16 protein-coding genes are annotated in these 20,935 nt (G+C 67.4%); 4 read left to right on the plus strand and 12 right to left on the minus strand.

Annotated features, from left to right (window positions below; translation table 11 throughout):
* Positions 1 to 19: 19 nt before the first annotated feature.
* From tsaD to ABIB49_RS05765, 6 genes are all read right to left on the minus strand, one after another.
* A complete protein-coding gene (tsaD, locus tag ABIB49_RS05740; RefSeq protein WP_354156809.1) occupies positions 20 to 1,168 on the minus strand; it encodes a tRNA (adenosine(37)-N6)-threonylcarbamoyltransferase complex transferase subunit TsaD in 1,149 nt (382 codons plus the stop codon).
* A complete protein-coding gene (gene rimI, locus ABIB49_RS05745) occupies positions 1,165 to 1,632 on the minus strand; it encodes a ribosomal protein S18-alanine N-acetyltransferase (protein ID WP_226774015.1) in 468 nt (155 codons plus the stop codon). Before rimI ends, tsaD begins: the two co-directional genes overlap by 4 nt.
* Positions 1,633 to 1,697: 65 nt before the next feature.
* Positions 1,698 to 2,369 (minus strand): tRNA (adenosine(37)-N6)-threonylcarbamoyltransferase complex dimerization subunit type 1 TsaB, encoded by a 672-nt coding sequence (tsaB, locus tag ABIB49_RS05750; protein WP_226774016.1) that lies wholly within the window; start codon positions 2,367 to 2,369, stop codon positions 1,698 to 1,700.
* Entirely contained in the window at positions 2,369 to 3,007 is a 639-nt protein-coding gene (gene tsaE, locus ABIB49_RS05755) for a tRNA (adenosine(37)-N6)-threonylcarbamoyltransferase complex ATPase subunit type 1 TsaE (RefSeq protein WP_282359719.1), read from the minus strand. Before tsaE ends, tsaB begins: the two co-directional genes overlap by 1 nt.
* Positions 3,004 to 4,224 (minus strand): alanine racemase, encoded by a 1,221-nt coding sequence (gene alr / locus ABIB49_RS05760; RefSeq protein WP_226774018.1) that lies wholly within the window; start codon positions 4,222 to 4,224, stop codon positions 3,004 to 3,006. The genes tsaE and alr overlap by 4 nt, the downstream gene beginning before the upstream one ends.
* 204 nt (positions 4,225 to 4,428) lie before the next feature.
* A complete protein-coding gene (locus ABIB49_RS05765; RefSeq protein ID WP_282359720.1) occupies positions 4,429 to 5,520 on the minus strand; it encodes a carbohydrate kinase family protein in 1,092 nt (363 codons plus the stop codon).
* A gap of 82 nt (positions 5,521 to 5,602) precedes the next feature.
* On the opposite strand from ABIB49_RS05765, the gene ABIB49_RS05770 reads away from it, so the two are divergent.
* Entirely contained in the window at positions 5,603 to 7,042 is a 1,440-nt protein-coding gene (locus ABIB49_RS05770; RefSeq protein ID WP_283480301.1) for a family 4 glycosyl hydrolase, read from the plus strand.
* A 17-nt stretch (positions 7,043 to 7,059) separates the two neighbouring features.
* On the opposite strand, the gene ABIB49_RS05775 is transcribed toward ABIB49_RS05770, so the two are convergent.
* Positions 7,060 to 7,596 (minus strand): GNAT family N-acetyltransferase, encoded by a 537-nt coding sequence (locus tag ABIB49_RS05775; protein WP_283480300.1) that lies wholly within the window; start codon positions 7,594 to 7,596, stop codon positions 7,060 to 7,062.
* A gap of 176 nt (positions 7,597 to 7,772) precedes the next feature.
* Between ABIB49_RS05775 and mshA the strand changes: the two genes are divergently transcribed.
* The 3 genes from mshA to ABIB49_RS05790 all read left to right on the plus strand — a co-directional run bounded on the left by mshA (position 7,773) and on the right by ABIB49_RS05790 (position 12,010).
* Complete coding sequence (gene mshA / locus ABIB49_RS05780; protein ID WP_354156810.1) at positions 7,773 to 9,059, plus strand: D-inositol-3-phosphate glycosyltransferase; 1,287 nt, start codon at positions 7,773 to 7,775, stop codon at positions 9,057 to 9,059.
* 57 nt (positions 9,060 to 9,116) lie between these two features.
* Positions 9,117 to 10,859, plus strand: a complete 1,743-nt coding sequence (locus tag ABIB49_RS05785) for a formate--tetrahydrofolate ligase (RefSeq protein ID WP_283480298.1) — start codon at positions 9,117 to 9,119, stop codon at positions 10,857 to 10,859.
* A gap of 191 nt (positions 10,860 to 11,050) precedes the next feature.
* The gene (locus tag ABIB49_RS05790) at positions 11,051 to 12,010 is read left to right on the plus strand and encodes a PDDEXK family nuclease (protein ID WP_226774618.1); all 960 of its coding nucleotides are present in this window, start codon (positions 11,051 to 11,053) and stop codon (positions 12,008 to 12,010) included.
* Between the two features lie 201 nt (positions 12,011 to 12,211).
* On the opposite strand, the gene ABIB49_RS05795 is transcribed toward ABIB49_RS05790, so the two are convergent.
* The 5 genes from ABIB49_RS05795 to glgX form a co-directional block, all read right to left on the minus strand.
* Positions 12,212 to 13,297 carry an inositol-3-phosphate synthase gene (locus ABIB49_RS05795; protein ID WP_226774617.1) on the minus strand — a complete coding sequence of 362 codons (1,086 nt, stop codon included), beginning with the start codon at positions 13,295 to 13,297 and terminating at the stop codon, positions 12,212 to 12,214.
* A 169-nt stretch (positions 13,298 to 13,466) separates the two neighbouring features.
* A complete protein-coding gene (gene mgrA, locus ABIB49_RS05800; protein WP_282359726.1) occupies positions 13,467 to 14,504 on the minus strand; it encodes an L-glyceraldehyde 3-phosphate reductase in 1,038 nt (345 codons plus the stop codon).
* A 15-nt stretch (positions 14,505 to 14,519) separates the two neighbouring features.
* On the minus strand, positions 14,520 to 16,289 hold the full coding sequence (treZ, locus tag ABIB49_RS05805; RefSeq protein ID WP_282359801.1) for a malto-oligosyltrehalose trehalohydrolase: 1,770 nt from the start codon (positions 16,287 to 16,289) through the stop codon (positions 14,520 to 14,522).
* A gap of 32 nt (positions 16,290 to 16,321) precedes the next feature.
* The gene (gene treY / locus ABIB49_RS05810; RefSeq protein ID WP_282359727.1) at positions 16,322 to 18,664 is read right to left on the minus strand and encodes a malto-oligosyltrehalose synthase; all 2,343 of its coding nucleotides are present in this window, start codon (positions 18,662 to 18,664) and stop codon (positions 16,322 to 16,324) included.
* A complete protein-coding gene (gene glgX, locus ABIB49_RS05815; protein WP_282359728.1) occupies positions 18,661 to 20,901 on the minus strand; it encodes a glycogen debranching protein GlgX in 2,241 nt (746 codons plus the stop codon). The genes treY and glgX overlap by 4 nt, the downstream gene beginning before the upstream one ends.
* Positions 20,902 to 20,935: the final 34 nt, after the last annotated feature.

A 20,935-nucleotide genomic window follows, 5' to 3' on the forward strand; every position in this document is an offset into this window, starting at 1 on the left:
GGGCCGCGCCGGGGCGGCCTCAGGCCGAGACGGTGGTGACCGGCATCGAGGAATCCGGGGCGAAACCGAGGCCGCTTGGCGCGATCCCGGCCATCACCAGCTGGGCGCCGAGCGCGGCGACCATGGCGCCGTTGTCCGTGCACAGGGCAAGCGGCGGGACGGTCAACCGGATCCCGGCGGCGCTGCACCGCTGTTCCGTGAGCTGGCGCAGCCGTGAATTTGCCGCCACGCCGCCGCCCAGCAGGAGGTCGGTGATGCCGTTCTCCCGGCAGGCCAGCACCGCTTTGGAGGTAATGATGTCCACGACCGCCTCCTGGAAGGCTGCGGCGATGTCCGCCACCGGCACCGTCTCGCCGCGTGCCTCGAATTGCTCCACGCAGCGCGCGACGGCGGTCTTGAGTCCGCTGAACGACCAGTCGTAGCGGTGCGGGCCGGGTTCGTCCGCGGACCCCATGTACTTGGGCTGGCTCAGGCCGCGCGGGAAGCGGATCGCTTTGGCGTTGCCGGTGCGTGCCAGCGTGTCGATGGCCGGTCCGCCCGGATAGCCCAGGCCCAGCAGCCGCGCCACCTTGTCGTAAGCCTCGCCGGCGGCGTCGTCGATCGTGGACCCGAGCAATTCCACGTCCGCGGTGATGTTCCGGATCCGCAGGATTTCGGTGTGCCCGCCGGAGATCAGCAAGGCCCCCAGGTTTTCCGGCAGGCCGTTTCGCGGCACGGTACTCCCGCGCCCGCCGGCTGCCGCCGCGGACCCGGCGAAAGCCTGCGGGCCGCCGTCGTCCGGCTGGAGCAGGCCGACGCCGACATGGGCGACGAGGTGGTTGATGGCGTAGAGCGGTTTGCCCGTTGCCACAGCGAGCGCCTTGGCCGCGCAGACACCCACCATCAGGGCTCCCGCGAGGCCCGGACCGGAGGTCACGGCGATCGCATCGATGTCCTCCAGCGTCACCCCGGCCTCGGCCAGGGCCGCGCGGAGCGTGGGGACGAAGGCATCGAGATGGGCGCGGGAGGCGATCTCGGGGATCACGCCGCCGAACCGGACATGCTCATCCATGGAGGAGGACACCGTGTTGGTCAGCAGCCGGGTCCCGCGGACAATCCCGACGCCGGTCTCGTCACAGGAGGACTCAATGCCCAGGACCAGCGGCCGGACATAAGTGGTGCGGTTCATGGTCGGGCTGCTTCCCTGGGAGTGGCATCGGATTCGGGACTGGTCAGCCGCAGCCGCATGATCAGCGCGTCAACGCCGTCGCGGTAGTAGCGGGCCCGGAGGTGGATCTGCTCGAACCCGTAGCGGCGGTAGAGCTGTTGTGCCCGGGGGTTGTCGGCCCGGACCTCCAGGAGCACGTCCTCGGCACGGCGCAGCCGGCTTTCCATGATGAGCGCTGTGAGCAAAGCCGAACCAATGCCCCGGCCCTCGTAATCCGGCGCAACCGCAATGGTCTGGACATCCGCGATCGGCTCGATGCACATCAGCCCTGCATAGCCCACAATCTGCCCTGCCCGCTCGGCCACGAGGTAGTGCCGGGTGCCGGCCTGCGCCAGTTCGGCGACAAACATCTGCAGTGGCCAGGCGTCCACCGGGAACAGCTGGCGCTCCAGCTCATCCACTGCGGGAATGTCCGCAGCGGTCATGAGCCGAAGTCTCACGCCGCCGGGCAGCGCTGCCGGTTCCGCACCGCGGCCAGCGGACGGGGCGTTCACAGCGCCCTCTTCCGCGGACCGGGTACCTGGGCGTCGGACTCGCGCAGGTAGAGCGGGGTGGAGTCGAGCAGCTGTTCGCCCGCCGCGAGCCGCGCGAGGGCGAACTGGCCCAGCGACAGGGCTTCCGGCTGGCGGGAGCTGAACTCGGGAACGGCCTTAACGAGGTCTGCATAGAGACCGGCGCCGGCGCCGTAGACGGGAAGCTCGGGCAGCGCCCCGGCAAAGCCGACGTGCGGGCCGTCCAGCAGCTGCGGCAGCTGGCCGCTGGCCAGGGCGTACCGGGCCCAGTAGACCTCTTTGCGCCGGGCATCCGTGGCGACAATGAACTCCGGCGCCGCGACCGTGGACTCCGCCACTTCCAGGGCGATGGCGTCAAGGCTCATGAGGCCATGGAGCGGCTTGCCCCAGACGAACGAGAGGGTGCGGGCCGTGACGATCCCCGAGCGCAGCCCGGTGAACGGACCCGGTCCTACTCCGACGACGACGGCGTCGACGTCGGAGCCGTCCAATCCGGCCTCCGTAAGGAGCGCCGCGATTCCCGGGGCCAGTACTTCGGCGTGGCTGCGGGTATCTTGTGTGGCGAAGCTCGCCACCACCGATTCCGGGGTGTCATCGGAAACGAGGGCGGCGCTGGCCACGGCCGAGGTGTCGATGGCAAGGATCAGCATCAGGTCCCTTCCGGGGTGGTGGGCAGGGGCTGCGCGGGATTCTCGCCGGGAGCGGGCAGCACGGGCCGGTCCACCCAGCGGGGACCGAACCCGCGGATCATGATGGTGCGAGGTTCATCGTTGTCCGCAGGGTCAAAATCCAGGGTGTCTGGTTCAACGGGGCCGGGCACAACGGGGCCGGGCACCGACGCGGCAGCTGGTGGCGCAGCGGCGCCGCCGAGGCTGCGGACCAGATCCACCTCGAGCCGGCTCTCGCTCAAGTGTTCCACCCGGTCCCGGCCCCATTCGACAACTGTGACGGCGCTGTCCATGGTGTTTTCCAGGTCGATGTCGTCGATTTCCGACGCGGAACCCAGCCGGTACGCGTCCACGTGCACCAGGTCCGGACCGCCCGGACGGGAACCGGAGGGCAGGTTCGGGTGGATGCGAACGAGCACGAACGTCGGTGAGATGATGCCGGCACGGACGCCCAGTCCCTCGCCGAGGCCCTGGGTGAAGGTGGTTTTTCCCGCTCCGAGCTCGCCGGTGAGGACCAGCAGGTCACCGGCCTGGAGCTGGGTACCGAGGACGGCGGCAAGGGCGTGGGTTTCCTCCGCGCTCCGGACTGTCAGGGTCCGTTCCCAGAGCACCCCGCTCACGGTTGCGACCCCTCGCGGCCGGGCATTTCATTGATGTAGCGGCGCGGAACCCGGGGACTGATCCGCGTGACGATCTCATAATTGTTGGTGCCGGCGGCCCGGGCCCAGTCCTCGGCGGTGGGACCGCCGTCCTCACCGTTGCCAAAGAGCACGGCCTCGGCGCCCAGCACGCTGGTCCCTCCGGCCGACACACTGAGCGGACCGAGGTCGATCACCATCTGGTCCATTGCGATGCGTCCCACCACGGGGTAGTTCACACCACGGACCCGGACGGGTCCGCCGGTTGCGATCCGCGGGACCCCGTCGGCGTAGCCCAGCGGGATCAGGCCCAGCGTGCTGGCGCTGCCGGTGCGGTAATTCAGCCCGTAGGAGACGCCCTGGCCGGCGGGCACGTCTTTGCAGTGCGAGACCACCGTACGGACGGTCATGGCGGGGCGCAGGCCCAGTTCTTCCGGGCTCTGGTCCTCGAACGGGGACAGCCCGTAGAGGCCCAGGCCCACGCGGACCAGGTCAAAGTGTGTGTCCGGCCGCGACAGCGTGGCCGGGGTGTTGGCAAGGTGCCGCACCTCGGGGTCCACGCCGGCGTCCTGGGCGATAGCGAGGGCTTCGCGGAAGGCGGCCAGCTGCTCGTCCGTTTCCGGCCGTTCGGGTTCGTCGGCGACGGCCAGATGGGAAAAAATACCCACCACGCGCAGGAGGCCCTGGTCTTGGTAATCCATGGCTTCGCCGACCACACCGTCCCAGGCACTCATGGTTGCCCCGTTGCGGCCCAGCCCGGTGTCCACTTTTAGGTGCACTCGGGCTGGCCGTTCCTGCTCCCGGGCTGCAGCCACGGTGCGCTTTAGATCCCACCCCGAGCACCCGATATCAATCCCGGCGGCCACGGCGGCGGCGAAGTTACTCTCCGGGGTGTGCAGCCAGGCAAGCACGGGCGCCTCGATCCCGGCGGCGCGCAGGGCCAGGGCTTCGGAAATATGGGCGGTTCCCAGCCAGGTGGCGCCGGCGCCAAGGGCAGCACGGGCCACGGGAACGGCGCCGTGACCGTAAGCATCGGCTTTGACCACTGCCATCACCCGCGCCGGTGATGCTACGGCTGCGATGCGGCGGACGTTGTGCCGGATGGCTGCAAGGTCGATTACGGCCGAGCGTTCTTCGGCGTGGCCGGGCTGGGCCTCCGGGACGGGCCGGAAGTCACCTGTTGCTGCTGGGTAAGTCACTTAACGATTCTAGGGGTGGCCGCGCATGGGGCTTAATTCAGGCCCCGCGGCAGCCCTGCTCCGGGGGGACATGCCCACTGTTAGCACCCACCGCTGGGCACAACAGGTTTATGCCCATTCCCCGGCTCGCACGGAGAGCATGTCCACCGGGACGGGAGCCCACCGGCAGACATGTCCGCTGGTGGGCTCCCGGTTGGAACAGCGCTACGCGTCCGAGAGGTGGGCGATGGTCGCCGTCGCCCGCCGCTGCGCCTCCGGCGGTACGTCCCGGATGATGTCCTCCAGAAAACGGTAGCGCCGCATCCACTGGCTGGACTGGCGTTCCTTGCGGGCGTTGGCCCGCTGCCACCAGTCGGCGATGTCCCCCCAACCGGGCGCCGCCAGCGAGCCGCCGACCTCCTGCACTGCCAGGGCCGCGCAGAGATTGGCAAACCTCAACCTGTCACCCAGCGGCCAGCCGGCCAGGCAACCGACGATGAAGGCGGCTCCGAAGCAGTCCCCCGCACCGGTCGGGTCGAACGCGGACACGGGCAGCGACGGCACCCACTCCTCCTCGCCCGTTTCGGAGTCCACCGCCATCGCCCCCTGGGATCCAAGGGTCACGACGGCGACCGGCACCTTGTCCGCCAGGGCGTAGAGTGCGGCCCACGGGTTGTCATGGCGGGTGAAAGCCATGGCTTCGTGCTGGTTGGGCAAAAAGGCGTGGAAATACTTCAGGTTGTCCAGCCGGGAGGAGGACCAGGCGCCGGTGGGATCCCAGCCGACGTCGCCGAACAGCCGGACCCCGGCTTTGTGCGCGTCGATTGCCCACGGCTCCACTTCCTCGCCGAGCTCCGCGACGGCGGCGAGCGCCGGCGGCGGCTCGCCGATCAGTTCGCTGGAGCTGACGGGGGCCGGGTGCCCGTGGGTCACCATGGACCGGTCATGCTCCACGCTCAGGGAGACTGTGACCGGTGAATGCCAACCGGCGACCCGCCGGGACAGGGACAAGTCCACGTGCTCCTGTCCGGCCAGTATCTTCCAGTTGTAGTCGCCGTAGCCGTCATCGCCAAAGGCAGCCGCCAGCCCGGTCCGCAGCCCCAGCCGTGCCGCGGCGATGGCCTGGTTGGCTACGCCCCCGGGGCAGCTGCCCATCCCGTCGCTCCAGATCTCGGTGCCGGCGACGGGGGCGTGCGGCAGCCCGGTGAAAATGATGTCCTGAAAGACCGTCCCCGTGAGCAACAAGTCAAAACCCGCCGCACCGGGGGTACGGGCGGAGGCAAGCGGATCAAATCGCTGCGTCGGAAGCGCGTCCATAGTTGGCACCCTACGCCGTCGAGGTACCGCTGGAAAGGCGCCTGCCGGTCCAGTCGGTCCCCTCCGCGCATAGACTGTCGGCATGCGGCTGATGATTGCCGGCGGCGGCGGATTCCGGGTACCGCTGATCTACCGGGCGCTCTGTGCGGGGCCCTTCGCCGGGCTGGTCCGGGAACTGGTGCTGTACGACGTCGATCCCGGCCGCCTCGACGCGATCCGTGCGGTGCTTGCCTCGTACCCGGCACCGTACGTGCCAGGCACCGCAACCTTACCCGCGGTGCGGGCCACCACATCCCTGGCCGAGGCGCTGTCCGGCACGGATCTGGTGTTCGCCGCGATTCGTCCCGGCGGGACGGCCGGGCGAACCGCCGACGAGCGGGTGGCCTTGGACCTCGGGCTCCTGGGCCAGGAGACCACAGGAGCCGGCGGCATCTCGTACGCGTTGCGGTCGATTCCGCGCATGCTGGAGCTCGCTGAGCAGATGCGGCGCCACTGTCCTGACGCGTGGCTGCTGAATTTCACGAATCCGGCGGGCATGGTCACCGAGGCCCTTGTGCCGGTCCTCGGGCCCAAGGTGGTCGGCATCTGCGATTCGGCCAGCGGGCTGGTGCACCGGGCTGCGGGTGCCGCGGGCGTCGCACTGCCCGCGGGGACGCTCGACGGCGTCGGGTACTACGGCCTCAACCACTTGGGCTGGCTCTACCGTCTGGAGTCCGGCGGCCAGGACATGCTTCCGGGACTGCTGGCCGATGCAGACGCTTTGGCCGGTTTCGAGGAAGGACGCCTGTTTGGGCAACCTTTCCTTGCGGAACTGGGATGCCTGCCGAACGAATACCTCTACTACTACTACGAGACCGGCCGCGCCCTGGCCGGCATCAGGTCCGCCGCCACGACCCGCGGCGAGTCCATCGAACGGCAGCAGTCCGAACTGTATCCGCGGCTCGCGGCCGCCGGCCAGGACGCCTACCGGCTCTGGGACGCCGCGCGCCGATCCCGTGAGGAAGGCTACCTCGCCGAGGCCCGATCCGCTGGCGAGCGCCGGGATGAAACGGATTTGGCCGGCGGCGGCTACGAACGGGTTGCCCTCGCCGTGATGCGCGCCCTCTCCGGCGGCGGCCCGGCGGAGCTGATCCTCAATACCCGCAACACCGGCGGCGATCCGGCAGCGGGCCGGATCGCGGCTATTCCGGGACTGCCCGCGGACGCCGTCGTCGAGGTCCCCTGCCAGGTAACGCCCGACGGCGTTGTTCCCCTTCAGCAGGAACGCCCGGCACCGGCGCAACTGGCCCTGCTGCAGCAGGTCAAGGACGTCGAGCGCCTCGTTGTGAGCGCCACCCGCCGGGACGCCGGGAGCGCCGGAACCGGACGCCGGGATGCGGCCCGGGCTGCTTTTGCCAGGCACCCGCTGGTCGGCTCCGGACCCGGCGGTTCCGGGGACCTCGACTCCGGGGACCTCGCGGGAAGGCTGCTGGCCGGCTACGAACGGGCGTTTCCGGAACTGCAGAATCTGTGGCGGGATTAAGTGCCGAGCCCGCGGCGCTATAGCCTGCGGTACATGACGTGCAGTCCGACGTAGCCCAGGCGTGGGTGCAGGAACGCTTCCGGGAGGGTGGCCAGCACCTCGAAGCCCAGGGACTGCCAGGCGGCAACGGCATTGACGTTGCTTTCCACCACGGCGTTGAACTGCATCGCACGGAACCCGGCGGCCCGCGCTGCGTCCAGCGAATAGGCGCACAACGAACGGGCCACCCCTTTGCCCTGGTAGTCCGGGTGGACCATGTACCCGGCATTGGCAACGTGGCCTCCGCCGCCGCCCTGGTTTGCATGCAGCTCGCCGGTGCCCATGATGACGCCCGCGAGCTCCCCCAGGCCCGCCGCGACGAAGGTCTGGCCGGGCGTTTGTTGGAACCAGCGTTCAAATGCCTGGTGCCCGGTAGTGGTCCGGTCCCAGGTGAAGGTTTCCCCGGCCCTGACGACAGGCTCAACGATTTCCCAGACCGCGGGCCAATCCCCGGCGGCGGCCGGCCGGATTTCCCAGCCGGGGACGGTGGAATCCCTCGTTTCGTGTGCGCGCACAGTCGTCACGGTAGCAGCACCGTAGGCTCTCTGACCGGCACCGCCCGCCGGCCTGTGAAACGGCGGTAACTTCAGGAGTAGTGTTTTATCGAAACACAGGTCCGGACGTGTGTCCCGGGACCAGCTGAACAAGGTGCGCGTCCGCCGGGATGCGTTCCGGAGCGGGGAGGAGAACAATGTCGCTGGTCCGCCGCGTCGCATTCCTCTCGCTGCACACCTCGCCGATGGAGCAGCCCGGCTCCGGCGACGCTGGGGGCATGAACGTGTACATCCGTGCCCTTGCAGCAGCCCTCGCCGAGACCGGCGTCGAAGTGGAGATCTTCACCCGGTCCACGTCCGCCGGACAAGCCGCCGTCGAGCATCCCTCCCCCGGCGTCTGCGTCCACAACGTCCTGGCCGGTCCGGCCCGGAAGCTGCCCAAAGAAGAACTGCCCGAGCTTCTGCACAGCATGGTTGCCGAAATCGACCGGATCCGGCAGTTGCAGCCGCACGGCCGCTACGACGTGATCCATTCGCACTACTGGGTGTCCGGGGTCGCCGGGCTTGAGCTCGCCGGCCTGTGGGGGCTGCCCCTCGTGCACACAATGCATACCATGGCCAAGGTGAAGAACCTGCTGTTGGTCGCCGGCGAACAACCGGAACCCCGCCGGCGCGAGGACGGCGAGCAACGGATTGTCGACGGCGCCACCCGGCTGATCGCCAACACCGGTAACGAAGCGGCCGAATTGGTCTCGCACTACAACGCGGACAACGACCACATCGATGTGGCCCCGCCGGGTGTGGACCTGGGCATCTTTACACCAGCGTTCCGCAGCCGGGCCCGTGCGGACCACGGCGTCCCGCCCGAACGTTTCCACCTGCTGTTCGCCGGGCGCATCCAGCGGCTGAAAGGCCCGCAGATCCTGGTCAAGGCCGCCGCCCTGTTGCGCGAACGCCGGCCGGACATCGACCTTCAACTCACCATCGTCGGTGCCATCAGCGGCTCCAGGGACTTCGATTTGAAGTCGCTGATCAGCGCGGCCGGGATGGACGACGTCGTCACGCACCACGCGCCGGTCAGCGCCCCGGAGCTGGCCGGCTGGTACCGGTCCGCGGACGTCGTTGTGATGCCTTCCTACAGCGAGTCCTTTGGTCTCGTGGCGCTCGAAGCCCAGGCCTGCGGCACACCGGTGGTCGCCACCCGGGTCGGCGGACTGTCCCGTGCCATCTTCGACGGCCGGACCGGATTGCTCGTCGATGGCCACAAGGCTGCCGACTGGGCGGACGCGCTGGAGGCGCTGTACGACGATCCTGCGACCCGCAGGGACATGGGCCGCGCGGCCGCCTTGCACGCGCAGGAATTCGGCTGGCAACGCACCGCCGCCATCACGTTGGAGAGCTATAACACGGCGCTGAGCCAGTATTTTGGAAACCTGACCATTCCGCTGGGCCACACACCCGCCACCGGAACCGCGGGCCGGTAACACCGGCCCGAACCACTGGCCGGAACACCCACCGATGCCACGAAGCAAAGGACGACGATGTCTGACACCGTTACTGACGGATCCGCCGCAGGAACCCCCACCGCTGGTGCCCCGGTGCCCAGTGATCTGGAGATCGCGCAGAAGGCCACCATGCGGCCGATAGCGGAGATCGCGGCAGCGGCGGGCATCAACGCCGAAGCCCTGGAATTCTATGGCCGGTACAAGGCGAAGATCGACCCGGCACGGCTGGCGGGTTCCATGCCCGGGGCGCCGGTCCGATCCCCGGGCAAGGTGGTGCTTGTTTCTGCGATGTCGCCGACGCCCGCCGGGGAAGGCAAGTCCACCACAACCGTGGGACTGGCGGATTCCCTGGCCCGCGCGGGCCACAACGTGATGATCGCGCTCCGCGAGCCTTCGCTGGGCCCGGTCCTGGGCATGAAGGGCGGCGCCACCGGCGGCGGCTATTCCCAGGTGTTGCCGATGGACGAGATCAACCTGCACTTCACCGGCGACTTCCACGCCGTCACCTCGGCGAACAACGCCCTGATGGCACTGGTGGACAACCACATCTACCAGGGCAACGAGTTGAACATCGACCCTCGTCGGATGACCTTCAAGCGCGTGCTGGACATAAACGACCGTTCACTGCGGGAGGTGGTGATCGGTCTCGGCGGCCCGGCCCAGGGCATCCCCCGGCAGGACGGCTTCGACATCACCGTCGCCTCGGAGATCATGGCCGTCTTCTGCCTGGCTACGAACCTTTCCGACCTCCGGGAACGCCTGGGCCGCATCACCTTCGGCTACACCTACGACCGGCAGCCGGTCACGGTGGCCGAACTGGGTGTCCAGGGTGCGCTGACCATGCTGCTCAAGGACGCCATCAAGCCGAACCTGGTGCAGACCATCGCGGGGACTCCGGCCCTGGTGCACGGCGGACCGTTCGCCAACATTGCCCATGGCTGCAATTCCCTGATCGCCACCCAGACTGCGCGCAGCCTCGCGGACATCGTCGTCACCGAGGCAGGCTTCGGCGCGGACCTGGGCGCAGAGAAATATATGGACATCAAGTCACGCGTCGCCGATGTGGCCCCCTCCGCCGTCGTGGTGGTCGCGACCGTGCGCGCTGTAAAAATGCACGGCGGCGTCGCGAAGGATCAACTCAACGAACCGAACCTGGATGCGCTGGCAGCCGGCGTCGTCAACCTTCAGCGCCACGTGCGGAATGTGGAGAAATTCGGCATCACCCCGGTGGTGGCGATCAACAAATTCGCCACGGACACCCGCGAGGAGCTGGACTGGCTCCTGGAATGGTGCGCCGCGGAGGGTGTCCAGGCGGCGGTGGCCGACGTCTGGGGCCGCGGGGGTGGTGGCGACGGCGGCGACGAGCTTGCGGCCAGGGTCGCCGCCGCGATCGACGCCCCGCACACCTTCCGGCACCTGTATCCGCTGGAGATGTCGGTGGAGGACAAGATCCGGACGATCGTGCAGGAAATCTACGGCGCCGACGGGGTTGATTTCTCTGTCCCTGCGCTCAAGCGGCTCGCGGAGATCGAAAAAAACGGCTGGTCCGGTTTCCCGGTCTGCATGGCGAAGACGCAGTATTCCTTCAGCGATGACGCGAGCAAGCTGGGCGCCCCCAAGGGTTTCACCGTGCACGTCCGCGACCTCATTCCGAAGACCGGCGCGGGCTTCATCGTGGCCCTCACCGGAGCGGTCATGACCATGCCGGGGCTGCCCAGAGTTCCTGCGGCGATGCGGATGGACGTTGACGCCGACGGCAACCCGGTCGGCCTCTTCTAGACCCTCCCTCACATCCCGCAGCCCACCCGCCAACCCTCCCTCACATCCCGCAGCCCACCCGCCAACCCTCCCTCACATCCCGCGACCCACCCGCCAAGGGACGTCGGAACCGGTGACTACCGCTACGGGCCATTCCCGGGCAACTGTGGATAACTCCTGCACGGTTACCTGAATGGGTTCACAATTCCAGCATGAGAATGCGAACGGAGCTTCCCGGGCCACTCGGCACAGCACCCTTCACTGTCGCTGACGCCCGGTCCTGGGGAGTGCCCAAAAACAGACTCAGACAGTCGGATATCCGGCAGATCAGCAGGGGTCTCTACCGGCCCGTGGAGTGGCGCTTCGAGTTGGAAACGGCGGCTCGAGCATTGTCCGTCGCGTCGCCGGGTGCCTGGATCTCACACGTCACAGCCGCCAGACTTCGATGTCAGCTCTTGCCTCCCTGGCTCTCGGACTCTGAGGAGCTCCACCTAAGCAAGCCGCGGGAGCTGCCCGAGGTCCGCCGCAAGGGCATAGTCGGGCATACGGTTCTCGCTTGGGACGACGAGGTCGAAACAGCGGACGGCATCCGGATCAGCACCCGGCCCCGGACGTGGCTCGACCTCGCCCGGCGGTTGAGCCTGCCCGAACTTGTCTGCATGGGAGACGAGCTCGTGCGTATTCCCCGGGTGGGCCTGGAAGGACGGAGCGAACCCTTCGCGACCATGGATGGGCTGCGTTCGATGCTGAAACGCCACCCGAATCTGCAGGGAATCGTCCGTGCCCGGGCGGCACTTGACCTGATGCGAGTGGGATCCGATTCAGGTCCGGAGACGCTGTTGCGCCTTGTGATGTGCGACGCCGGGCTCCCGGAGCCGGAGCTCCAGCTCCTGCTCCGCCCGGAAAGACCGGGCTCCCCAACAGCGGACCTTGGCTATCGCCGGCGTCGGGTGGCAGTGCAATACGACGGCGGTCACCATCTGCTCCCTGCCCAGATATTTAGCGACCGTCGTCGTGACAAAGCGTTCGAGGCAGCGGGATGGACGGTGCTCGTCCTGACAAGAGATGACCTTGCGGACGGCTTCGCCGTCGCCACCGCCAGGATTAAGCGACTCCTCCGCAACGCATACCTCAGCCCGTCCTCTGCTGCCGGCTTTTCCAGCGAAGACTGAAGGAGCGCTCCGCCGATACCTGCATAACGTGAGGGAGGATCGGGCTGGAAACGACCGGAAGTGAGGGAGGATCGGGCTGGAAGCGACCGGACGTGAGGGAGCGCCTCCCGGACACTCCCGGACACTCCCGGACACTCCGGACACACGAACGCTCCCACACCAAAGGTGCGGGAGCGTTGTCGGGGGGCGAAAGAGCGGGGCTTAGCGCTCCACGTCTCCGCGGATGAAGGCCTCGACCTTTTCACGGGCAAGGTCGTCGTTGAACTGCTCCGGCGGCGACTTCATGAAGTAGCTCGAGGCGGAGAGCAGCGGGCCGCCGATGCCGCGGTCCATGCCGATCTTCGCGGCACGGATGGCGTCGATGATCACACCGGCAGAGTTGGGCGAGTCCCAGACCTCCAGCTTGTATTCCAGCGACACCGGGGCGTCGCCGAAGTTGCGGCCCTCGAGGCGGACGAAGGCCCATTTGCGGTCGTCGAGCCACTGGACGTAGTCCGACGGGCCGATGTGGACGTCCTTGGCGGCGAGCACGGCTTCGACATTGGACGTCACGGCCTGCGTCTTGGAGATCTTCTTGGACTCGAGCCGGTCGCGCTCCAGCATGTTCTTGAAGTCCATGTTGCCGCCGACGTTCAGCTGGTAGGTGCGGTCCAGGGTGACGCCGCGGTCCTCGAACAACTTTGCCATCACGCGGTGCGTGATGGTGGCGCCGATCTGGCTCTTGATGTCATCGCCCACGATCGGCACGCCTGCGGCGGTGAACTTGTCCGCCCAGGCCTTGGTCCCGGCGATGAACACCGGCAGGGCGTTGACAAAGCCAACTCCGGCATCGATCGCGCACTGGGCGTAGAATTCGGCGGCCTCCTGCGATCCGACCGGCAGGTAGCAGACCATCACATCGACCTTGGCGTCCTTGAGGGCCTGGACAACGTCGACCGGCTCCTCCGGGGACTGCTCGATGGTCTCGAGGTAGTACTTGCCGAGTCCGTCGAGGGTCGGGCCGCGCTGGACGGTAACACCGGTCGGCGGGACGTCGGCGATCTTGATGGTGTTGTTTTCGCTGGCCAGGATGGCGTCGGACAAGTCCAGGCCCACCTTTTTGCCATCGACATCGAAGGCGGCGACGAACTCGACGTCGTTGACGTGGTACTTGCCGAACTCCACATGCATCAGCCCGGGAATCGTGGCCTGTGGGTCGGCATTGCGGTAGTACTCAACGCCCTGGACCAGTGAAGTGGCACAGTTACCTACGCCGACGATTGCAACACGAATCGGATGTGAAGACACGGAACTCCTTTGAGGACGACTTCATGTGCCCGGCGCGGAAGTACTCTGATGCACGACGGCGGCAACGGGCACGGCGCCATACGGCGCCCTTAGCATTCTAGTCAACGGCGCGGCGGCCTAAGTTGTTCCCGGCCGCCGCACCTTCCTTAGCGCCCGCAGGCGAGGCAGGCTACTTCTGCGCCCACAGGTTGATCTCGGACTCGACGGCGAACTCGTCGATCGCGCTCAGCTCTTCGGCGCTGAAGCCGAGGTTGTTGATCGCCGCCAGGGTGTCCTCCAGTTGCCGGACACTGGAGGCGCCGACCAGCGCCGATGTCACGGCGGAGCCCTTCTCCTGCGGACGGAGGATCCAGGCGATGGCCATCTGGGCGAGGGACTGGCCGCGGCTTTCGGCGATCCGCTGCAGGCCCCGCACCCGGTCCAGCTTCTCCTCGGTGATGCTGTCTTCGGCCAGGGACTTCTCCTGGGCGGCGCGGGAACCGGCCGGGATCCCGTTCAGGTAACGGTCGGTCAGCATTCCCTGGGCCAAGGGCGAGAATGCGATGGAGCCGGCACCGACCTGTTCGATCGCCTCGTACAGGTTGGGGCTGCCGTTTTCGGTCCAGCGGTTCAGCATGGAGTAGCTCGGCTGGTGGATCAGCAACGGGGTGCCGAGTTCCTTGAGAATCCGGGCGGCTTCGAGGGTCTGCTCCGGGGTGTAGGAGGAGATGCCCGCGTAGAGGGCCTTCCCGGACCGGACGGCGTGGTCCAGTGCGCCCATGGTCTCTTCCAGCGGCGTTTCCGGGTCGGGACGGTGGCTGTAGAAGATGTCCACATAGTCCAGGCCCATCCGGGTCAGCGACTGGTCCAGGCTCGCGAGCAGGTATTTACGGGAACCCCATTCGCCGAACGGACCGGGCCACATGTTGTAGCCGGCCTTGGTGGAGATGATGAGCTCGTCCCGGTAAGGCGCGAAATCATCCTTGAGGTGGCGGCCGAAGTTGGTTTCGGCCGAACCGGCGGCCGGGCCGTAGTTGTTCGCCAGGTCGAAGTGGTTCACACCCAGGTCGAAGGCCCGGCGCAGGATGGCCCGCTGGGTCTCGAACGGCTTATCATCCCCGAAGTTGTGCCACAGCCCCAGGGAGATGGCCGGGAGCTTCAGTCCGCTGCGGCCCACACGGCGGTACGGCATGGAGTCATAACGGCTTGCTGCTGCAACATAAGTCATACGTTCAATCCTGTCCTATTTCGAGATGACGGCGGCACTGTGGCCGGGAAGGGCGAGCTGGCCGTCGGCGAGGTGTACTGCGTCCTCGGTGGCCAGCGAGATCGAGGCGCCCGCAACACTGAGCCGGCGCGGTTCGGCGGAGAAGTTCATGGCGACCTCCACACTGCCGCGGCGCAGGCGGAGCCAGCCTTCGGCCTCGCTGAAGGCGACAGCGGTGTCTTCGAAGCCGAGTCCGGCGAGCTCAGGCGTCGTGCGCCGCAGCGAGATCAGCTTGCGGTACAGCTCCAGCAGACGGGCATGCTCACCCGCGGCGGCTTCGGCCCAGTCGAGCTTGGAACGGGTGAAGGTTTCCGGGTCCTGCGGGTCGGGGACGACGGCGGGGTCCCAGCCCATCCGTTCGAACTCCCTGATCCGGCCCTCCGCAGTGGCTTTGCCGAGTTCCGGTTCGGGGTGCGAGGTGAAGAACTGCCAGGGTGTGGTGGCGCCGTATTCCTCACCCATAAAGAGCATCGGCGTGAACGGCGAAGTCAGGGTCGCGACGGCCGCCAGCGCCAGCTGACCGTATCCCAGCGTCTGGGACAGCCGGTCGCCGGTGGCCCGGTTGCCGATCTGGTCGTGGTTCTGGCTGCAGACCACCAGGGCCGCGGGATGCACCACACCGGTGTTGATCGGTCGGCCGTGGTGCCGCCCACGGAAGCTGGAGTAGCCGCCGTCGTGGAAGAACCCGTCCACCAGGACCTTGGCCAGGGCTTCAATGGACTCGAAGTCGGCGTAGTAGCCGGTGGCTTCGCCGCTCACGTTGACGTGCACCGCATGGTGGAAGTCATCGCTCCACTGGCCGGCCAGGCCGTAGCCGTTGATGCCGCGCGGGTAAAGCAGCCGCGGATCGTTGAGGTCCGATTCGGCGATCATGGTGGCAGCGCGTCCGGTTTCGGCGGAGATGCTGTCCGCAAGCGCACCGAACTCCTCCAGCAGGTGGACGGCCCGCTCGTCCTTGAGGGCATGCACGGCGTCGAGCCGAAGCCCGTCGACGTGGTAGTCCCGCAGCCACATGGCGGCGTTCTCCAGGATGTAACCGCGCACCACGTCGGACCCGGAACCGTCGAGGTTCACCGAGTCGCCCCAGGTGTTGCCCTCGCCCGATTTCAGGTACGGACCAAAGCGCGGAAGGTAGTTCCCGCTGGGTCCGAGGTGGTTGTAAACCACGTCCTGGATCACACCCAGACCGGCAGCATGGGCCGCGTCCACGAACCGCTGGTACGCGGCAGGGCCGCCGTAGCCCTCGTGCACGGCGTACCAGAGAACGCCGTCGTAGCCCCAGTTGTGGGTTCCATTAAAGCCGTTCACCGGCAGCAACTCCACAAAATCAATACCAAGCTCCGCCAGGTAGTCCAGCTTGCCGGCCGCGGCGTCCAGGGTGCCTTCGGGGGTGAAGGTCCCGATGTGGAGCTCGTAGATCACCGCTCCCTGCAGCCCGCGGCCCTGCCAGTTTCCGTCCGACCACGTGTGGCTGCCTGCGTCGAAGGTCCGGGAGAGCGAGTGCACCCCGTCGGGCTGCCGGCGGGACCGGGGGTCCGGCAGCGGTGTGGTGTCGCCGTCGAGCAGGTAGCCGTAGTCGACCTCCCCGCTGGCCGGGGCGTCCGGTGCGGTCCACCAGCCGTCAGCGGCATCGGCAGGTGCCCGGCGGGTCATCGGGTACTGCCGACCGTCGGCCAGCAGCGTCACGGCGGCCGGTTCCGGCGCCCAGAGGTCAAAGCGTTCATTTCCATCGGCAGGCAAAGTGATCACAGCTTTCCGTTCGCTTTTCGGAGGTTACGTCAGTGCTCGGCGGGAACCAGCAAGGCGACCGGGTAGCGGCCCAGGATGGCTGCCAGTTCCACGGCACCCGGGCCGAACGTGGCGCCGGTCAGTTCGTCGGTCATGGCTCCGGGCAGGTCAATGGCGGTCTCCCGCCAGCCGCCTTGCTGCTCCAGGGTGCGGGGCAGCCGGGTGGCGAGCGTCACCGCGCCCGGTCCCGCCGCTGAGCCGCGGTCAAAGCCGACCAGATGCCCCGCAGCCGGCCCTGCAGCCACCACGGGGCGGTACCCCGTGAACAGCCCGGGCCGGCCGCGGCGCAGCCGCAGCGCCCTCGAGGTGACCAGGAGTTTCGCCGCGTCATCGGTGTACGACGCCGGACGTTCGCCGGCGTCCAGCGCGGCCAGTGCGGCACGCCGCGCACCGTAGTCGAAGGGCCGCCGGTTATCCGGATCGGTCAGCGAGCGGTCCCAGAACTCGGTGCCCTGGTAGACATCGGGGACTCCGGGCATGGTCAGCTGGACCAGCTTGGCCCCAAGCGAATTGACGGCACCATAGGGATTCAGGAGCTGCACCAGGGATTCCAGTTCCGCCACAACCTCAGGGTTGTCAAAGGCCGCGTCGACGACGGCGGCCAGCTTCTCCTCGAAGCCCGCGTCCGGATCCAGCCAGTCGGTGGAGTTGCCGGCCTCACGGGCGGCCTTCAGTGCATAGGACTGCAAACGCTCACGGTCCGCGGGCCAGGCTCCGGCGATGGCTTGCCACAACAGGTTGGCCAGCGGTCCGTCCGGCAGCGGTGCAAGGTCCTGAAGCCGGGCCAGGGCAGCCCGCCATTCCGGTGCCAATTCGGCAAGCACAGAGATCCGTGCGCGGGTGTCTTCGCTGCGCTTGGTGTCGTGGGTGCTCAGCGTGGTCATGGACAAAGGGAGCTCCGCCTGCCGGCGCGCCATCCGGTGATGGAATTCTTCCGCTGCGAGGGAGAACTCGGTAGGGTCGGCGCCGACCTCCGTCAGGGTGCCCAGCCGGGTGTAGCGGAAGAACGCGGTGTCCTCCACCCCCTTGGCCATGACCATGCCGGAGGTCTGCTGGAAGCGGCGCCCCAGCTCGGCATCGGGCTCCGGGCCCGCGTCAAGCAGCAGCGGGAGCAGCATCGCAATGGCGTCGGCGAGGTCAGGACGCCGGCCGGCTGCGAGTTCGCACGCTTCCGCCAGGACGTCGGCGCCCACGGGCAGGTAGCTGCGGTAAACGGGGAAAGCGGCGATGATCTCGGACAGGGCGTCGGCGCTCTGGTCTGCCCTGAGACCGGTACCGGCCGGGACCAGCCGGGCCAGCCGAAGCATCTCGGAGTGCAGGATCCCGTCCGTGATCCGGCGCTTGGTCCCCCGGATCATGTCCTCGTAGTCCGCCGCCTGGCCGCCGCGCAGCCCGGTGTCGAGGGCGTCGAGGTCTGCCTGCCCGGCGGGGTCGACGAAGAGCCGGTCCACGTCCGCGAGGGCGTCGTACCCGGTGGTTCCGTCGCAGTCGAAGCCGGCTGGAAGCTGCTCTCCGGGCTCGAGGATCTTCTCGATCAGCAGGTAGCTGCCGCCGGTCACTTCGCGGAGCCGGTGCAGGTAACCCTCCGGGTCGGCCAAGCCGTCCGGGTGGTCGATCCGGAGACCGTCGACCAGGCCCTCGCGGAACCAGCGGACAATCTCGGCGTGGGCCTCATCAAAGACCTCCGGGAGCTCCACCCGGATGCCGGCCAGGGAATTGACGGCAAAGAACCTGCGGTAGTTCAGTTCGTCGTCGGCCCGGCGCCAGCCGATCAGCTCGTAGTGCTGCCGGTCGTGCACCTCGCGGGGGTCATCGGCGGAGGAGTCACCTGCGGTATACGTGCCTTCGGCAAGCGGGAAGCGGTGGTCGTAGTACCGCAGCTCCCCGTCCTTGATCTCCAGCGCGTCAACGTCGGAGTCCTCCCCGAGTACTGGGATCCGGATCCTGCCTGCCCCAAAGTCCCAGTCGACGTCGAACGCCGGGGCGTAACGGGACTGCTGTCCCTCCTTGAGCAGGGACCACCACCACGGGTTCTGGGCGGGGGTTGCGACGCCGACATGGTTGGGCACGATGTCAACGAGCACACCCATGCCGGCGTCCCGCGCCGCCTTCGACGCCGCGATCAGACCCTCGGTGCCGCCGCGGTCGGGGTCGATCGCGGCGGGGTCGGTGACGTCGTAGCCATGGTCCGATCCCTTTTCGGCGGTGAGGATCGGCGAGAGGTAGATCCAGTCCACGCCGAGCGATTTCAGGTACGGCACGGTCTCGGCAGCATCCTGGAGGGTGAACCCGGGCCGGACCTGCAGCCGGTAGGTGGAGACAGGAGTCCTCATTCGGCGGCAGCCTTCGAAGCGCTGGTAGCGGCGGCTTCCTCCTGGGACTCCACCATTTCCTCGAGGGCGTCCTCGTGCTCGGCCATGGAGGCCAGCGACGCGGCTGCGGAGTAGTCCACTTCCACCTCGGGACCGGAGTGGGCGCGGAGCACCACCATCGACTTGGCCGCGAGCTTCACCACCGCACCAGCCTTAAGCGGCTCCTCGGTGTCAGCCTGGTCTGCGGTGTCCACAAGCACGTCCCAGAAACGCGAGTACTCCGCGGACGGCAGTGCGAAGTCCACGTCGTCGTCGTGGGCGTTGAAGCACAACAGGAAGCTGTCGTCGGTGATGCGGCGTCCGCGGGAGTCCTGCTCCTGGATGCCGTCTCCGTTGTAGAACACACCGATGGTCCGCCCGAAGCCGCTGTCCCAGTCCTCCGGGAGCATTTCGGTGCCGTCCGTTTTCAGCCAGACGATGTCCGGGAGCTTCTCGCCCTCGCCGCGGCGGACCGGGCGGCCGTCGAAGAAGCGGCTGCGCCGGAACGTCGGGTGGTCGTGCCGGATCTTGTTGACGACGGCGGTGAACTCGACCAACGGCTGGTCCATCGCCTCCCAGTGGATCCAGCTCAGTTCCGAGTCCTGGCAGTAGGTGTTGTTGTTGCCCTGCTGGGTGCGGCCCAGTTCGTCGCCGTGCAGGAGCATCGGGACGCCCTGCGAAAGCAGCAGGGTGGCGATGAAGTTGCGCTGCTGGCGGGCGCGGAGGGTCAGTACGTGGTCGTTGTCCGTGTCCCCCTCCTCGCCGCAGTTCCAGGAGCGGTTGTGGGATTCGCCGTCGTTGTTGCCTTCGCCGTTGGCGTCGTTGTGCTTTTCGTTGTAGGAGACGAGGTCGCGCATGGTGAAGCCGTCGTGGGCGGTGACGAAGTTGATCGAGGCCACCGGGCGCCGGGCAGAGCTTTCGTACAGGTCCGCCGAGCCGGTCAGACGGGACGCGAATTCACCCAGGGTGGATGCCTCACCACGCCAGAAGTCGCGGACCGTATCGCGGTACTTGCCGTTCCATTCGGTCCACTGCGGCGGGAAGTTGCCCACCTGGTAGCCCCCGGGGCCGATGTCCCACGGCTCGGCGATCAGCTTCACCTGGGAAACAATCGGATCCTGCTGGATGAGTTCGAAGAAGGTGGAGAGCTTGTCGACGTCGTAGAATTCTCGGGCCAGGGTGGAGGCGAGGTCGAAGCGGAAGCCGTCGACGTGCATTTCCGTCACCCAATAGCGCAGGGAGTCCATCAACAGCTGCAGGGAGTGCGGGTGCCGGACGTTGAGGGAGTTTCCGGTTCCGGTGTAATCCATGTAGTGCTTCTGGTCGTCGTCAACGAGCCGGTAGTAGGCCTGGTTGTCGATGCCCTTGAAGGAGAGCGTGGGGCCCAGGTGGTTCCCTTCCGCGGTGTGGTTGTAAACCACGTCCAGGATCACCTCGATGCCGGCCCGGTGCAGATCGCGGACCATGGCCTTGAACTCCTGGACCTGGTGCCCGACGTCGCCGGAGGAGCTGTAGGTGTTCTGCGGCGCGAAGAAGCCGATGGTGTTGTAGCCCCAGTAGTTGTTGAGGCCCTTTTCCTCGAGCGTGCCGTCATTGACGAACTGGTGCACCGGCATGAGTTCGATTGCGGTGACGCCGAGCTTTTTCATGTGATCAATGACCGCCGGGTGCGCGACGCCGGCGTAGGTGCCGCGCTGCTCTTCGGGGATTTCAGGGTGCAGCTCGGTCAGGCCCTTGACGTGCGCCTCGTAGATGACCGACTGGTGGTAGGGGATCCGCAGCTGGCGGTCCCCGTCCCATTCGAAGTACGGGTTGATGACTACACCGTGCATGGTGTGGGGCGCCGAATCGCTGTCGTTCCGGGAATCGGGGTCGCCGAATTCATAGGTGAAGAGCGCCGGATCCCAGTCAATCTGGCCTTGGACTGCTTTGGCGTACGGGTCCATCAGCAGCTTGTTGGCGTTGAAGCGGTTGCCGTTTTCGGGTTCATACGGGCCGTGGACGCGGTAGCCGTATTTCTGTCCGGGCTGGATGTGCGGCAGGTAGCAGTGCCACACATAGCCGTCCACCTCGGTCAGCTCAACCCGGGTTTCGGTCAGGTCATCAGCGAGGATGCACAGCTCCACCCGATCGGCGCGTTCGCTGAACAGGGCAAAATTTGTTCCGGTGCCGTCAAAAGTGGCTCCCAGCGGATATGCCGTTCCGGGCCAGACTTCCATGTGTACTCCTCGTGCGTGGCGAAAATTCTCTAGA

Origin of the sequence: Arthrobacter sp. UYCu512 (genome assembly GCF_040547075.1) — a bacterium.
Lineage (GTDB): Bacteria > Actinomycetota > Actinomycetes > Actinomycetales > Micrococcaceae > Arthrobacter.

Excerpts from the sequence above, each read along its gene's own strand:
- tsaD (WP_354156809.1), bottom strand. The coding sequence starts at position 1,168 with ATGAACCGCACCACTTATGTCCGGCCGCTGGTCCTGGGCATTGAGTCC.
- rimI (WP_226774015.1), bottom strand. The coding sequence starts at position 1,632 with ATGACCGCTGCGGACATTCCCGCAGTGGATGAGCTGGAGCGCCAGCTG.
- tsaB (WP_226774016.1), bottom strand. The coding sequence starts at position 2,369 with ATGCTGATCCTTGCCATCGACACCTCGGCCGTGGCCAGCGCCGCCCTC.
- ABIB49_RS05765 (WP_282359720.1), bottom strand. The coding sequence starts at position 5,520 with ATGGACGCGCTTCCGACGCAGCGATTTGATCCGCTTGCCTCCGCCCGT.
- ABIB49_RS05770 (WP_283480301.1), top strand. The coding sequence starts at position 5,603 with ATGCGGCTGATGATTGCCGGCGGCGGCGGATTCCGGGTACCGCTGATC.
- mshA (WP_354156810.1), top strand. The coding sequence starts at position 7,773 with ATGTCGCTGGTCCGCCGCGTCGCATTCCTCTCGCTGCACACCTCGCCG.
- ABIB49_RS05785 (WP_283480298.1), top strand. The coding sequence starts at position 9,117 with ATGTCTGACACCGTTACTGACGGATCCGCCGCAGGAACCCCCACCGCT.
- ABIB49_RS05790 (WP_226774618.1), top strand. The coding sequence starts at position 11,051 with ATGAGAATGCGAACGGAGCTTCCCGGGCCACTCGGCACAGCACCCTTC.
- mgrA (WP_282359726.1), bottom strand. The coding sequence starts at position 14,504 with ATGACTTATGTTGCAGCAGCAAGCCGTTATGACTCCATGCCGTACCGC.
- treY (WP_282359727.1), bottom strand. The coding sequence starts at position 18,664 with ATGAGGACTCCTGTCTCCACCTACCGGCTGCAGGTCCGGCCCGGGTTC.
- glgX (WP_282359728.1), bottom strand. The coding sequence starts at position 20,901 with ATGGAAGTCTGGCCCGGAACGGCATATCCGCTGGGAGCCACTTTTGAC.